Annotated in this window: 1 protein-coding gene and 1 pseudogene; both read left to right on the top strand. The window is 72.8% G+C overall.

From position 1 onward, the window contains the following. The first annotated feature begins 22 nt into the window (after positions 1–22). On the top strand, positions 23–10,891 hold the full coding sequence (locus OG299_RS11460) for a type I polyketide synthase (protein WP_327361437.1): 10,869 nt from the start codon (positions 23–25) through the stop codon (positions 10,889–10,891). A gap of 151 nt (positions 10,892–11,042) precedes the next feature. After that, positions 11,043–16,559 (top strand): annotated as a pseudogene (locus tag OG299_RS11455) (type I polyketide synthase); the annotation flags it as partial. Positions 16,560–16,561: the final 2 nt, after the last annotated feature.

Below are 16,561 nucleotides of genomic sequence, written 5' to 3'. Positions count from 1 at the left end.
GCTGAATGATTGGGGCAATTAAGTGAGTGCGTCATATGAAAAGGTCGTCCAGGCGCTGAGGAAGTCGCTGGAAGAGGTCGGCTCGCTGAAGAAGCAGAACCGCCAACTCCTCGACGCTTCCCGTGAGCCGATCGCCATCGTGGGCATGGCGTGCCGACTGCCCGGTGGCGTGGCGGGGCCGGAGGACCTGTGGAAGATGGTGTCCGAGGGCCGGGACGCCGTCTCCGGATTCCCCGAGGACCGCGGTTGGGACCTGGAGGGCCTGTTCGATCCGGACCCCGAGCGTGCGGGTACCTCGTACACGGATCAGGGCGGTTTCCTGCACGAGGCGGGGCTGTTCGACGCGGGGTTCTTCGGGATCTCGCCGCGTGAGGCGCTGGCGATGGACCCGCAGCAGCGGCTGCTGCTGGAGGCTTCGTGGGAGGCGCTGGAGCGGGCGGGCATCGACCCGGTCTCGCTGAAGGGCAGCGACGTCGGCGTGTTCTCCGGGGTCTTCGGCCAGGGCTACGTCGCGCCGGGAGCCAGTGTGGTGACGCCCGAGCTGGAGGGCTTCGCCGGCACGGGCGGCTCGACCAGCGTGGCGTCGGGCCGGGTGTCCTACGTGCTCGGCTTCGAGGGTCCGGCGGTTTCGGTGGACACCGCGTGCTCGTCCTCGCTGGTCGCGATGCACCTGGCCGCGCAGGCGCTGCGCCAGGGCGAGTGCTCGATGGCACTGGCCGGCGGCGCGACGGTACTGGCGTCGCCCGGCGTCTTTGCGGAGTTCTCCCGGCAGCGCGGCCTGGCCGCCGACGGCCGCTGCAAGGCGTTCGCCGATGCCGCGGACGGCACGGGTTGGGCCGAGGGCGTCGGCGTGGTCGTACTGGAGCGGCTGTCGGTGGCGCGTGAGCGCGGGCACCGGGTGCTGGCGGTACTGCGCGGCAGTGCGGTCAACCAGGACGGCGCGTCCAACGGCCTGACCGCGCCGAACGGTCCCTCGCAGCAGCGGGTGATCCGCGGAGCGCTGGCCAGTGCCGGTCTGGTCTCCGCGGACGTGGACATGGTGGAGGGCCACGGGACCGGTACGGCCCTGGGTGACCCGATCGAGGCGCAGGCACTGCTCGCCACGTACGGACAGGGCCGTGACGCGGAACAGCCGCTGTGGCTCGGCTCGTTGAAGTCGAACATCGGTCACGCGCAGGCGGCCGCCGGTGTGGCCGGTGTCATCAAGATGGTGGAGGCGCTGCGCCACGGCGTGATGCCTCCCACGCTGCACGTGGATGCGCCCACGACCGAGGTCGACTGGTCTGCCGGTGCGGTGGAACTGCTGACCGAGGCGCGGGAGTGGCCGCGCAGCGGCCGGCCGCGCCGCGCCGGTGTATCGGCGTTCGGTGTCAGTGGCACGAACGCGCACCTGATCCTGGAAGAGGCACCGCAGGAAGAGGCGGAGCACGACTCCGGCGAGGCGCTCCCCGCAGGCGCGGTGCCGCTGGTGGTGTCGGCGCGGACCCCCGGTGCGCTTTCGGCTCAGGCGGAGCGGCTCGCGGCATTCGTCGAGGGCGCCGATGGGGTGTCCACGGCGGACGTGGCCGGGGCGCTGGTGTCGGGCCGCGCGGTGCTGGGCGAGCGTGCGGTGGTCGTGGCCGAGTCGGCCGATGAGGCACTGGCCGGTCTGCAGGCCCTGGCGCGCGGTGAGGACGCGGCCGGTGTCGTGTCCGGCAGCGCCGGTGCGGGTGCGCCCGGCAAGGTCGTGTGGGTGTTCCCGGGTCAGGGCTCGCAGTGGGCGGGTATGGGCCGGGAACTCCTCGACTCCTCGCCCGTCTTCGCGGAGCGGATCGCGGAGTGCGCTGCCGCGCTGGAGCCGTGGATCGACTGGTCGCTGATCGACGTACTGCGCGGCGAGACCGAGCCCGAGCTCATGGAGCGCGTCGACGTCCTGCAGCCGGCCAGCTTCGCCGTGATGATCGGCCTTGCGGCGGTCTGGGCGTCCGCGGGCGTGGAGCCGGATGCGGTGCTCGGTCACTCGCAGGGTGAGATAGCCGCCGCTTGCGTGGCGGGTGCGCTCTCGCTGGAGGATGCGGCGCGCGTCGTGGCGCTGCGCAGCCAGGCGATTGCCAAGGACCTGGCGGGCCGTGGCGGTATGGCTTCGGTGGCGCTGAGCGTGGACGAGGCCGTTGCGCGTCTGGTGCCGTGGGCGGACCGGGTCGAGGTGGCCGCGGTCAACGGGCCGTCCTCCGTGGTGATCGCGGGTGATGCCGAGGCGTTGGACGAGGCGCTGGAAGCGCTGTCCGGTGCGGGCGTCCGGGTGCGTCGGGTCGCGGTGGACTACGCCTCGCACACCCGGCACGTGGAGGACATCCGCGAGGCGCTCGCCGAAGCGCTGGCCGAGGTGAGTGCTCTGGCTCCGACGGTGCCGTTCTACTCCACCGTCACGGGCACGTGGGTGGAGGACGCGGACGTCCTGGACGGCGCGTACTGGTACCGCAATCTGCGCGGACAGGTGGGCTTCGGCCCGGCCGTGGCCGACCTGCTCACGCAGGGCCACGGCGTGTTCGTCGAGGTCAGTGCCCACCCGGTGCTGGTCCAGCCGATCACCGAAGCCGTCGACAACAGCGACACCACGGCCCATGTGCTGGTGACCGGCTCGCTGCGCCGCGAGGACGGTGGCCTGCGCCGGCTGTTCGCCTCGCTGGCCGAGCTGTTCGTCCGCGGTGTGGCCGTGGACTGGAGCGGAGTCCTGCCCGCCGGGGCCGGGTCCGCACACGTGGACCTGCCGACGTACGCCTTCGAGCACCGGCACTACTGGCTCGAGGCGGTCGGGGGCGCCACGGATGCGGCCTCGTTGGGCCAGACGACGGCCGATCACCCGCTGCTGGGCGCGGTGGTGCGCCTGCCGCAGTCCGACGGGCTCGTCTTCACCTCGCGGCTTTCGCTGAAGTCGCACGCCTGGCTGGCCGATCACGCGGTGAGCGGTGTGGTGATCGTGCCCGGCACCGGGCTGGTGGAGCTGGCCGTTCGGGCCGGTGACGAGGCCGGCTGCGGCGTGCTGGAAGAGCTGGTGATCGAGGCGCCCCTGGTGGTGCCCGAGCACGGCGGAGTCCGCGTCCAGGTCGCCGTCGGCGGACCGGGTGAGACCGGCTCGCGCACGGTGGAGGTGTACTCGCAGCGCGAGGACGCTGCCGGCGACGGTGGCGCGGACGTGTGGACGCGGCACGCCACCGGACTCCTCTCGGCGTCGCCGGCGGCCCGTGGGACGGAGTTCGACTTCGCCGCCTGGCCGCCGCGGGGTGCGCAGCCGGTCGAGGTCGGGACCTTCTACGCCGACCTGCTCGAGCGCGGCTACGCGTACGGTCCGGCGTTCCAGGGCCTGCGGACGGTGTGGCGGCGCGGCGAGGAGGTCTTCGCCGAGGTTGCGCTGCCCGAGGAGCAGACCAAGGACGCCGGGAAGTTCGGCATCCACCCGGCGCTGCTCGACGCGGCCCTGCAGGCCGGGACGGTCGGCGCAGCGGCGGGTACGGCACAGGAGGAAGAAGCCGGGGAGCCGGTGCTGGCGTTCGCGTGGAACGGGCTGGCGCTGCACGCCGCGGGTGCCTCGGCCCTGCGGGTACGCGTGGCGCCCAGCGGTCCGGATGCGCTGACGTTCCAGGCTGCCGACGAGACCGGCGGCCTGGTCCTGACGCTGGAATCGCTGGTCTCCCGGCCGGTGTCCGCCGAGCAGCTGGGCGGCGCGGCGGACGCGGCGATCGCCAACTCGCTGTTCCAGGTGGAGTGGAGCGAGCTGCCCGAGGTTCAGGCCGAGCCCTCGCTGTCGTGGGCGCCGGTGGCCACCGCTGACGAGGTGACGTCGCTGGCCGAAGGCATGGCTGCGGTCCCCGGCGTATCGCTCGTGGCGGTCCTGGAAGCCGTCGGCGAGGGGGACGGCGGCGAGGACGCGGTCCTGGCTCTGACCTCCCGTGTGCTGGGGGTCCTGCAGGCGTGGCTGGCCGGCGCCGGGCTCGAGGAGTCGCAGCTGGTGGTGGCGACCCGGGGCGCGGTGCCCGCCGGCGACGGCGCGGTGACCGACCCCGCGGGCGCCGCGGTGTGGGGTCTGGTGCGTGCTGCCCAGACGGAAAGCCCCGACCGGATCGTCCTGGTGGACATCGACCCCGCTGCCGAAGGCGGCACCGACTCGGTCATGGACACGGTTCTCGACTCGGTGCTGGCCTGCGGCGAGCCGCAGGTCGCGGTGCGCGGGACCGCCTTCTCCGTGCCCCGGCTCGCCCGCACCACCGTTCACGTTCCGGACGTTCCGGCGGTCTTCGGACCGGAGGGAACCGTCCTGGTCTCCGGCGCAGGCTCCCTCGGTGGTCTGGTGGCCCGGCATCTGGTCTCCCGGCACGGGGTGCGGCACCTGGTGCTGGCCAGCCGTCGCGGCCCGGACGCCGACGGCGTGCAGGAACTGGTCGCCGAGCTGACCGGGCAGGGCGCGGCGGTTTCGGCGGTCGCCTGTGACGTGTCCGACCGCGGCCAGGTCGAGGCCCTGCTGGCATCGGTTCCGGCCGAGCACCCCCTCACCGGTGTGGTGCACACCGCGGGCGTCTTCGACGACGGGTTGATCGGGGCGCTGACCCCGGAGCGGCTGGCCGGGGTGTTCGCACCGAAGGTGGACGCGGTCCGTCACCTCGACGCACTGACCCGGGGCCTGGACCTCGACGCCTTCGTCGTCTTCTCGTCCGTTGCGGGCCTGTCCGGCGGCGCCGGCCAGGGCAACTACTCGGCGGCGAACGCCTTCCTGGACGGGCTGATGAACAACCGCCGGGCGGCGGGCCTGCCGGGCCTGTCGCTGGCCTGGGGCCTGTGGGACCAGACCCTCGGCATGGCCACGCACCTCAGCACCGTCGACCAGGCGCGTGCCAGCCGTAGCGGTGTGCTCGCGATATCGGCGGCAGAGGGCATGGAGCTCTTCGATGCCGGTCTGGTGTCCGAGCAGGCACTGCTGGTGCCGGTCAAGCTGGACCTGCGCGCGGTGCGCGCCGACGCCGCGGCCGGCCGTGGGGTGCCGAACCTGCTGCGCGGCCTTGTCCGCTCCGGCCGGCAGCAGGCGAGCGCGGGAGGCGCCGCCGACGAGGGGCGCCAGCTCTCCGACCGGCTGGCCGGACTCACCGCGGCCGAGCAGGAAGCCCTGCTCCTCGAGCTGGTGCGTACCCAGGCCGCAGTCGTGCTCGGGCACACCGGGCCGGGCGGCGTCCGCGCGGAGACGGCGTTCAAGGACGCCGGGTTCGATTCGCTGACCTCGGTCGAGCTGCGGAACCGGGTGCGTGAGGCGACCGGTCTGAAGCTTCCGGCCACGCTGGTCTTCGACTACCCGACCCCGCTGGCCCTCGCCCGCTACCTGCGCGAGGAGTTCGGCGACGTGGCGCCGGCGCCGGTGGAACCGACGGTCGTGTCGGCCGATACGGGTGAGCCGCTCGCGATCGTGGGCATGGCGTGCCGCCTGCCGGGCGGTGTGGCGGGTCCCGAGGACCTGTGGCGCATGGTGTGTGAGGGCCGGGACGCGGTGTCCTCCTTCCCCGACGACCGCGGCTGGGACCTGGAGGGCCTGTTCGACCTGGATCCCGACCACGCGGGTACGTCGTACACCGACCAGGGCGGCTTCCTGCAGGGTGCGGGCCAGTTCGACGCGGGCTTCTTCGGGATCTCGCCGCGTGAAGCGCTGGCGATGGACCCGCAGCAGCGGCTGCTGCTGGAGACCTCCTGGGAGGCACTGGAAGGGGCCGGCATCGACCCGGTCTCGCTGAAGGGCACCGACGTCGGCGTGTTCTCCGGCGTCTCCAGCCAGGGCTACGGGACCGGCACGGTCGCGCCGGAGGTGGAAGGCTTCGCGGGCACGGGACTGGCGCCGAGTGTGGCGTCGGGCCGGGTGTCCTACGTGTTCGGCTTCGAGGGCCCTGCGGTTTCGGTGGACACCGCGTGCTCGTCGTCGCTGGTGGCGATGCACCTGGCCGCGCAGGCACTGCGCCAGGGCGAGTGCTCGATGGCGCTGGCCGGCGGCGCGATGGTCATGTCGACGCCCGGTGCGTTCATGGCCTTCTCCCGGCAGCGCGGCCTGGCCGCTGACGGCCGGTGCAAGGCGTTCGCGGACGGCGCGGACGGCATGGGGCTGTCCGAGGGCGTCGGCGTGGTGCTGCTCGAGCGGCTGTCGGTGGCGCGGGAGCGCGGCCACCGGGTTCTCGCGGTGCTGCGTGCCAGCGCCGTGAACCAGGACGGCGCCTCGAACGGTCTGACCGCGCCGAGTGGTCCGTCGCAGCAGCGGGTGATCCGCAAGGCCCTGGCCAACGCCGGGCTTTCCCCGTCCGACGTGGACGTCGTGGAAGGCCACGGCACGGGTACGGCCCTGGGTGACCCGATCGAGGCGCAGGCCCTGCTCGCCACGTACGGCAAGGGGCGCGACCCGGAGCAGCCGCTGTGGCTGGGTTCCCTGAAGTCGAACATCGGTCATGCGCAGGCGGCTGCCGGTGTGGCCAGTGTGATCAAGATGGTGCAGGCGCTGCGATACGGCGTCATGCCCCCCACGCTGCACGCCCAGAAGCCCACGACCGAAGTGGACTGGAAGGCGGGTGCGGTCGAGCTGCTGACCGAGGCCCGGGAGTGGACGCAGAACGGCCACCCGCGCCGGGCCGGTGTCTCCTCGTTCGGTGTGAGCGGCACCAACGCCCACCTGATCCTGGAGGAAGCGCCCGCCGAAGAGGCCGAGACCGTCGCGGAAGCGCCGGCGCCTGCCGGTGTGGTGCCGCTCGTGGTGTCGGCGCGGAGCGCCGGTGCGCTCGCGGGCCAGGCCGAACGGCTGGCGGCCTTCGTCGACGGCGCCGATGAGGTGTCGCTGACGGACCTGGCCGGAGCGCTGGTTTCGGACCGTACGGTCTTCGGCGAGCGCGCGGTGATCGTCGCCGACTCGGGCAAGGAAGCACTGGTCGGGCTGCAGGCGCTGGCGCGCGGTGAGAGCGCGCCGGGCGTGGTGTCCGGGAGTGCGACTGCTTCGGGCAAGGTCGTGTGGGTGTTCCCGGGTCAGGGCTCGCAGTGGGCGGGCATGGGCCGCGAACTCCTCGACTCCTCCCCGGTCTTCGCCGAGCGGATCGCGCAGTGCGCGGCAGCGTTGAAGCCGTGGATCGACTGGTCGCTGATCGAGGTGCTGCGCGGCGAAGGTGACCCCGACCTCATCGAGCGGGTCGACGTACTGCAGCCGGCCAGCTTCGCCGTGATGGTGGGCCTGGCCGCGGTGTGGGCGTCGGTGGGCGTGGAGCCGGATGCGGTGCTCGGTCACTCGCAGGGTGAGATCGCTGCCGCCTGCGTGGCGGGTGCGCTGTCGCTGGAGGATGCGGCGCGCGTCGTGGCGCTGCGCAGCCAGGCGATTGCCAAGGAGCTTGCGGGCCGTGGCGGTATGGCTTCGGTGGCACTGAGCGCGGACGAGGCCGTTGCGCGTCTGGTGCCGTGGGCCGACCGGGTCGAGGTGGCCGCGGTCAACGGGCCGTCCTCCGTGGTGATCGCGGGTGACGCCGAGGCGTTGGACGAGGCGCTCGAAGCGCTGACGGGCGAGGGCGTCCGGGTGCGTCGGGTCGCGGTGGACTACGCCTCGCACACCCGGCACGTGGAGGACCTTCGCGACACCCTCGCCGAAACGCTGGCCGGGATCGACGCGAAGGCCCCGACGGTGCCGTTCTACTCCACGGTGACCGGCGGTTGGGTGGCGGACGCGGACGTCCTGGACGGCGCGTACTGGTACCGGAACCTGCGCGGCCAGGTGGGCTTCGGTCCGGCCGTGGCCGAGCTGCTGGCGCAGGGCCACGGCGTGTTCGTGGAGGTCAGTGCCCACCCGGTGCTGGTCCAGCCGATCACCGAGACCATCGACAACACCGACACCAACGCCGACACCGATGTGGTGGTGACCGGCTCGCTGCGCCGCGAGGACGGTGGCCTGCGAAGGCTGCTGGCCTCGATGGCCGAGCTGTTCGTCCGCGGTGTGGCCGTGGACTGGAGCGGAGTCCTGCCCGCCGGAGCCGCCGCCCGCATCGACCTGCCGACCTACGCCTTCGACCACCAGCACTACTGGCTGCACCTGGCCGAGGCGGCCACCGATGCCGCCTCGCTGGGCCAGGCGGCCGCCGACCACCCCCTGCTGGGTGCGGTCGTGCGCCTGCCGCAGTCGGACGGGCTGGTCTTCACCTCGCGGCTGTCGCTGAAGTCGCACGCCTGGCTGGCCGATCACAGGGTCGGCGGTGTGGTGCTCCTCCCGGGCACCGGGCTGGTGGAGCTCGCGGTACGGGCCGGCGACGAGGCCGGGTGCGGGCTGCTGGAGGAACTCGTGACCGAGGCTCCGCTGGTGGTGCCCGAGCAGGGCGGCGTGCGCGTGCAGGTCGCGGTGGGCGGACCGGGTGAGACCGGCTCGCGCACGGTGAACGTGTACTCCCAGCGCGAGGACGCCGTCGGCGAGGGTGGCGCGGACGTGTGGACGCGGCACGCCACCGGTCTTCTGTCGGCGTCGCCGGCAACGCAGGGAGCGGCGCAGGAGTTCGACTTCGCCGCCTGGCCGCCGCTCGGCGCGCAGCAGGTGGACATCAGCGGTGGCTACGACATGCTCGCGCAGGTGGGGTATGCGTACGGGCCGGCGTTCCAGGGCATGCGGGCCGTGTGGCGGCGCGGTGAGGAACTCTTCGCCGAGGTCGCCCTGCCCGAGGACCAGCGCAAGGAAGCCGGCAAGTTCGGTCTCCACCCCGCGCTGCTGGACGCGGCCCTGCAGGCCGGGATGTTCAGCGCCGCGGCGAGCACGGCGACGGAGGAATCCGCGGAACCGGTGATGCCGTTCGCGTGGAACGGGCTGGCGCTGCACGCCGCGGGTGCCTCGGCCCTGCGGATACGCGTGGCGCCGAACGGCCCCGATGCGCTGTCGGTCAAGGCTGCCGACGAGACCGGTGGCCCGGTCGTGACGTTGGACTCGCTGGTCCTTCGGCCGGTGTCCGTGGAGCAGTTGGGTGCGGCGGCGGACACCGCGGTCGCCAACTCGCTGTTCGAGGTGGAGTGGACCGAGCTGCCCCAGGCCCAGGGCGCCGAGCTGTCGCCGTCGTGGGTGCCGGTGGCCACCGCCGACCAGGTGGCGGCCCTGGCGGGCGGCGCAGGAGTCCCCGCCGCGGCCGTACTGGAAGCCTTCGGCGGCGTCGGCGACGACGCCGTGCTGGCTCTGACCTCACGGGTGCTGGAGGTCGTACAGGCCTGGCTGGCCGACGCCGGCCTGGAGGAGTCGCGCCTGGTGGTGCTGACGCGCGGCGCGGTTCCCGCCGGCGACGGTGCGGTGACCGACCCGGCCGGGTCGGCGGTGTGGGGTCTGGTGCGTGCCGCCCAGGCCGAGAACCCGGACCGGATCGTCCTGCTGGACACCGACCCCGCTGCCGAAGGCAGCACGGATGCGGTGCTGGATTCCGTACTGGGGTCGGTACTGGCCGGCGGTGAGCCGCAGATCGCTATGCGCGGAACGCTCCTCTCCGTACCCCGGCTCGTCCGGGTCACCGGCGAGGTCCCGGACGCTCCTGCGGTGTTCCGACCGGACGGGACCGTTCTGGTCTCCGGCGCCGGGTCGTTGGGCGCCCTGGCGGCCCGGCACCTGGTCACCCGGCTCGGCGTGCGGCACCTGCTGCTGGCCAGCCGTCGGGGCCCGGCTGCCGAAGGCGTGCAGGAGCTGGTCGCCGAGCTCACCGAGCTGGGCGCGGCGGTTTCGGCGGTCGCCTGTGACGTGTCCGACCGCGGCCAGGTCGAGGCCCTGCTGGCTTCGGTTCCGGCCGAGCACCGGCTGGCCGGTGTCGTGCACACCGCAGGCGTTTTCGATCCCGGCGTGGTCGGGGCGCTGACCCCGGAACGGCTGGCGGGGGTCTTCGCGCCGAAGGTGGACGCGGTCCGTCACCTCGACGAACTGACCCGCGGAATGGACCTCGACGCCTTCATCGTCTACTCCTCCGCATCGTCCATCTTTATGGGAGCTGGTAGTGGTGGCTACGCAGCGGCCAATGCTTTCCTGGACGGGTTGATGGCCTGCCGCCGGGCGGCGGGCCTGCCGGGTCTGTCGCTGGCCTGGGGCCCGTGGGAGCAGGTCACAGGTCTGGGCGACAGCATCGACGACCTCACCCTGACTCAGATGAGTCGGCGTGAGGGACGTGGGGGAGTCATGGCGCTCAAGTCCGCCGAGGGTATGGAGCTGTTCGGTGCAGCCGTGGGGTCCGGACAGGCGCTGCTGGTGCCGGTCAAGCTGGACCTGAGGGGTGTGCGTGCCGACGCCACGAACGGTGTCGGGGTGCCGCACCTGTTGCGCGGCCTGGTGCCGGCGGGCCGGCAGCTGGCCAACGCCGCGGGCACCGGCAGCGAAGGCCGGCAGCTGTCCGACCGGCTGGCCGGACTCACCGGGGCAGAGCAGGAGGCCCTGCTTCTCGACCTGGTGCGTGCTCAGGCCGCGGTCGTGCTCGGGCATTCCGACTCCGGCAGCGTCCGTGCGGAGATGGCGTTCAAGGAGGCCGGTTTCGACTCGCTGACGTCGGTGGAACTGCGCAACCGGGTGCGTGAGGCGACCGGTCTGAAGCTTCCGGCCACGCTGGTCTTCGACTACCCGACCCCGCTGGCCCTCGCCCGCCACCTGCGCGAGGAGTGCGCCGTCGACGAGGCCTCCGCCGCCGATCCGGTGCTGGCCGGTCTCGCCGGTCTGGAGGCGTCCATCGAGGCCGCGGCTTGCGATGACGAGGCCCGCGACCGGATCGCCGTACGCCTGCGGGAGCTGCTGAAGGCAGCCGAGTCGGCGGGCGGTTCCGATGAGGCGGCAGGAAGCGCGGACACGTCCAACGAGGATCTCGAAACCGCTGACGACGAGGAGCTGTTCGCGATCTTCGACCGGCTCGACTGAGCCGGACCCCGTACGGCCGGGCCCGGGTGGGCCCGGCCGTACTCCCCGCACCCACGGTGCGGGGACCCCCCTCAGCAATCGCTCACTCAAATTTTCCTTGGAGCTGAATCCAGTGGCTGACGAGGCACAACTCCGCGACTACCTCAAGAGGGCCATCGCCGACGCCCGCGACGCCCGCAAGCGGCTGCGCGAGGTCGAGGACCAGGCGCGGGAGCCGATCGCCATCGTCTCCATGGCGTGCCGCTACCCAGGCGGTGTGTCCTCGCCCGAAGACCTGTGGCAGCTCGTCGCCGACGGGGTCGACGCCGTTTCCGGGTTCCCCGACGACCGCGGCTGGGACCTGGAGGGGCTGGTCGACCCGGACCCCGACCACGCCGGTACGTCGTACACCGATCAGGGCGGATTCCTCCAGGGGGCAGGGCTGTTCGACGCGGGGTTCTTCGGGATCTCGCCGCGTGAGGCGCTGGCGATGGACCCGCAGCAGCGGCTGCTGCTGGAGACCTCGTGGGAGGCGCTGGAGAGCGCCGGCATCGACCCGTTCTCGCTGAAGGGCACCGACATCGGGGTGTTCTCCGGAGTGTCCGGTCAGGGCTACGGGGCCGGTGCCGGTGTGGTGACACCGGAGGTGGAGGGCTTCGCGGGCACGGGAGCGGCGTCGTGCGTGGCATCGGGCCGCGTGTCGTACGTCTTCGGCTTCGAGGGGCCTGCGGTATCGGTGGACACGGGGTGTTCCTCGTCGCTGGTGGCGATGCACCTGGCCGCGCAGGCGCTGCGCCAGGGCGAGTGCACGATGGCGCTGGCCGGCGGAGCGATGGTGATGGCGACCCCCGGATCCTTCATGGCGTTCTCCCGGCAGCGCGGCCTGGCCACCGACGGCCGGTGCAAGGCGTTCGCGGACGGCGCGGACGGCATGGGCCTGGCCGAGGGCGTCGGCGTGGTGCTGCTCGAGCGGCTGTCGGTGGCGCGTGAGCGCGGCCACCGGGTGCTGGCGGTGCTGCGCGGCAGCGCGGTCAACCAGGACGGTGCGTCCAACGGTCTGACCGCGCCGAACGGTCCGTCGCAGCAGCGGGTGATCCGCAGGGCCCTGGACAGTGCCGGGCTCGCCCCGTCCGACGTGGACGTGGTGGAGGGGCACGGCACGGGTACGGCCCTGGGTGACCCGATCGAGGCGCAGGCCCTGCTGGCGACGTACGGCAAGGGCCGCGACCCGGAGCAGCCGGTGTGGCTCGGCTCGTTGAAGTCCAACATCGGTCACACGCAGGCGGCTGCCGGTGTGGCCAGCGTGATCAAGATCGTGCAGGCGCTGCGCCACGGAGTGATACCCCCCACGCTGCATGTGCAGGAGCCTTCGAGCCAGGTGGACTGGTCTGCGGGTGCGGTGGAGCTGCTGACCGAGGCGCGGGAGTGGCCGCGCAGCGGCCGGCCGCGCCGCGCCGGTGTGTCCTCGTTCGGTGTCAGTGGCACGAACGCGCACCTGATCCTGGAAGAGGCGCCGTCGGAGGAAACGGAGCAGGAACTCGGCGAGGCTGCGCAGCCTGCCGGTGTGGTGCCGCTGGTGGTCTCGGCGCGGAGCGCCGGTTCGCTTGCGGGCCAGGCCGAACGGCTGGCGGCGTTCGTCGAGGGCGCCGATGGGGTGTCGTTGGGGGATGTGGCCGGGGCGTTGGTGTCGGGCCGTACGGTCTTCGGTGAGCGTGCGGTGGTGGTCGCGGGTTCGGCCGATGAGGCGCTGACCGGGCTGCAGGCGCTGGCGCGCGGTGAGGGTGCGGCCGGTGTGGTGTCCGGGAGTGCGACTGCTTCGGGCAAGGTCGTGTGGGTGTTCCCGGGTCAGGGCTCGCAGTGGGCCGGCATGGGCCGTGAACTCCTGGACTCTTCCCCGGTGTTCGCGGAGCGGATCGCGGAGTGTGCTGCTGCGCTGGAGCCGTGGATCGACTGGTCGCTGATCGACGTACTGCGCGGCGAAGGCGACCCTGAGCTCATCGAGCGGGTGGACGTCCTGCAGCCGGCGAGCTTCGCCGTGATGGTGGGCCTGGCGGCGGTGTGGGAGTCGGTCGGGGTCAAGCCCGATGCGGTGCTCGGCCACTCGCAGGGCGAGATCGCCGCGGCTTGCGTGGCGGGTGCGCTCTCGCTGGAGGACGCGGCCCGCGTCGTGGCCTTGCGCAGCCAGGCCATCGCCAAGGACTTGGCCGGCCGCGGCGGTATGGCTTCGGTGGCGCTGACCGCGGACGAGGCGGCCGTACGGCTGGCTCCGTGGGCGGACCGGGTCGAGGTCGCGGCGGTCAACGGCCCGACCTCGGTGGTGATCGCCGGTGACGCCGAGGCGCTGGACGAGGCGCTGGAAGCGCTGACGGGCGAGGGCGTCCGGGTGCGTCGGGTCGCGGTGGACTACGCCTCGCACACCCGGCACGTGGAAGACATCCGCGAGGCGCTCGCCAACACGCTGGCCGGGATCACCGCCCAGGCCCCGACGGTGCCGTTCTACTCCACGGTGACCGGTACGTGGGTGGAGGACGCCGACGTCCTGGACGGCGACTACTGGTACCGCAATCTGCGCGGCCAGGTGGGCTTCGGCCCGGCCGTGGCCGAGCTGCTCACGCAAGGCCACAAGGTGTTCGTCGAGGTCAGCGCCCACCCGGTGCTGGTCCAGCCGATCACCGAAACCGTCGACGGCACCGACACCCATGCCCGTGTGGTCGTGACCGGTTCGCTGCGCCGTGAAGACGGCGGTCTGCGGCGGCTGTTCGCCTCGATGGCCGAGCTGTTCGTCCAGGGCGTCGCGCTGGACTGGAGCGGTGTGCTGCCGCAGACGGCGCCGTCCCGGCGCGTGGACCTGCCGACGTACGCCTTCGACCACCAGCACTACTGGCTCCACGCGGACGAGTCGGCCACGGATGCGGCCTCGCTGGGCCAGACGACGGTCGATCACCCGCTGCTGGGCGCGGTGGTGCAGCTGCCGCAGTCCGACGGTCTGCTCTTCACCTCGCGGCTGTCGCTGAAGTCCCACCCCTGGCTTGCCGATCACGCGATCGGAGGTGTGATCCTCGCACCGGGCACCGGGCTCGTGGAGCTGGCGGTACGGGCAGGCGACGAGGCCGGGTGCGGGCTGCTGGAAGAACTGGTGATCGAGGCTCCGCTGGTGGTGCCCGAACAGGGCGGCGTGCGGGTGCAGGTCGCGGTGGGTGCGTCCGGCGGGAACGGTACGCGCACGGTGGAGGTGTACTCGCAGCGCGAGGACGCCGCCGACGAGGGTGGCGCGGACGTGTGGACGCGGCACGCCACCGGACTGCTGTCGGCGTCGCCGGCGGCCCGTGGGACGGAGTTCGACTTCGCGGCCTGGCCGCCGGCCGGCGCGCAGCCGGTCGAGCTGGATGCAGACGGTTTCTACGCCGATCTGCGCGAGCGCGGCGTCGCGTACGGGCCGTCGTTCCAGGGCATGCGGGCCGTGTGGCGGCGCGGCGACGAGGTCTTCGCCGAGGTCGCCCTGCCCGAGGAGCAGCGCAAGGAAGCCGGCAGGTTCGGTCTCCATCCCGCGCTGCTGGACGCGGCCCTGCAGGCCGCGACGTTCGGCGCCGCCGCGGGCACGGGGGAGGAGGAGTCCGGGGATCCGGTCCTCGCGTTCGCGTGGAACGGGCTGGCGCTGCACGCCTCGGGTGCCTCGGCCCTGCGGGTGCGCGTGGCGCCGAGCGGTCAGGATGCCCTGTCGGTCGAGGCTGCCGACGAGACCGGCGGCCTGGTGGTGACGATGGACTCGCTGGTGTCCCGGGCGGTGTCCGCCGAGCAGCTGGAGACGGCGGCGGACGCGGCTGTGGCCAACTCGCTGTTCCACGTGGAGTGGACCGAGCTGTCCCAGGCCCAGGGCGCCGAGCTGTCGCCGTCGTGGGTGCCGGTGGCCACCGCCGACGAGGTGGCGGCCCTGGCGGCCGACGCGGGAGCCCCCGCCGCAGCGGTCCTGGAAGCCTTCGGCGGCAGCGGCGAGGGCGCGGTGCTGGCTCTGACCTCCCGGGTGCTGGAGGTCGTCCAGGCGTGGCTGGCCGGGTCCGGGCTGGAGGAGTCGCGGCTGGTGGTCGTGACCCGCGGCGCCGTACCCGCCGGCGACGGCGCGGTGACCGACCCGGCCGGGTCGGCGGTATGGGGCATGATCCGTGCCGCCCAGGCCGAAAACCCGGACCGGATCGTCCTCCTGGACATCGCCCCCGCTGCCGAGGGCGCCGCGGATGCGGTGCTGGGCGCGGTGCTGGCGGGCGGGGAGCCCCAGGTCGCGGTGCGCGGCACCACCCTCTCCGTGCCCCGGCTCGTCCGTACCACCACTGAAGTCCCGGACGCTCCGGCGGTCTTCGGACCGGAAGGGACCGTCCTGGTCTCCGGCGGCGGTTCGTTGGGCGAGCTGATCACCCGGCACCTGGTCTCCCGACACGGCGTACGGCACCTGGTGCTGGCGAGCCGTCGCGGTCCGGAGGCCGACGGAGTGCAGGAGCTGGTCGCCGAACTCACCGAGCAGGGCGCTGCGGTCACCGTGGCGGCCTGTGACATGTCCGACCGCGGCCAGGTCGAGGCCCTGCTGGCATCGGTGCCGGCCGAGCACCGCCTGACCGGTGTCGTGCACACCGCGGGCGTGTTCGACTCCGGGCTGATCGAGGGGCTGACCCCGGAGCGGCTGGCGGGCCTGTTCGCGCCCAAGGTGGACGCGGTACGGCACCTCGACGAGCTGACCCGGGGCCTGGACCTCGACGCCTTCATCGTCTACTCCTCCGCCTCGTCCGTCTTCATGGGCGCCGGCAGCAGCGGCTATGCGGCGGCCAATGCCTTCCTGGACGGGCTGATGGACACCCGCCGGGCGGCCGGTCTGCCCGGGCTGTCGCTCGCCTGGGGCACGTGGAACCACGCCACCAACATGACCACCCACCTCACCACCGACGACCAGGTGCGCATGAGCCGGCGCGCGAGCCGCGACGGTGTCGTGGCGCTCAAGCCGGCAGAGGGCATGGAGCTGTTCGACGCCGCCGTGGTGTCCGCGCAGTCGCTGCTGGTGCCGGTGAAGCTGGACCTGAAGGGCGTGCGTGCAGGCGCAGCGGCCCGCGGCGGGGTGCCGCACCTGCTGCGCGGCCTCGTACCGGCAGGCCGGCAGCAGGCTCGAGCGGGATCCGCCAAGGAAGGCGATCTGGCCCGCCGGATCGCCGGGCTCGCCGAAGCGGAGCAGGAGGCCCTGCTCCTCGACCTGGTGCGCGGTCAGGCCGCGCTCGTGCTCGGGCACACCGGGCCGGAAGGCGTCCGGGCGGAGACGGCGTTCAAGGACGTCGGCTTCGACTCGCTGACGTCGGTGGAACTGCGCAACCGGATGCGTGAGGCGACCGGTCTGAAGCTTCCCGCCACGCTCGTCTTCGACCACCCCACGCCGCTGGCCCTCGCCCGCCACCTGCGCGACGAGCTCGGCATCAGCGACGACGCGCTTTCTCGGGTGAACGCAAAGATCGAGGACGTCGAGGCGCTGATCAGTGGCCTGCTGCTCGATGAATCCATGAAATCCAGTATCGCGCTTCGCCTTCAGGGTTTGGTGGCCAGGTGCAACGGAGTGCTCGAGAACGTGGACGCTTCCACGGTGGCGGAGCAGCTGGAATCCGCGTCCGCCGATGAGGTCCTCGCATTCATTGACGGTGAATTCGGACTCGTCTGAAA

The sequence above is a fragment of the Streptomyces sp. NBC_01296 genome, from assembly GCF_035984415.1.
GTDB lineage: Bacteria > Actinomycetota > Actinomycetes > Streptomycetales > Streptomycetaceae > Streptomyces.
The sequence above is the reverse complement of the archived record's forward strand: the minus strand, read 5'-3'. Positions and strand labels throughout refer to the sequence as shown.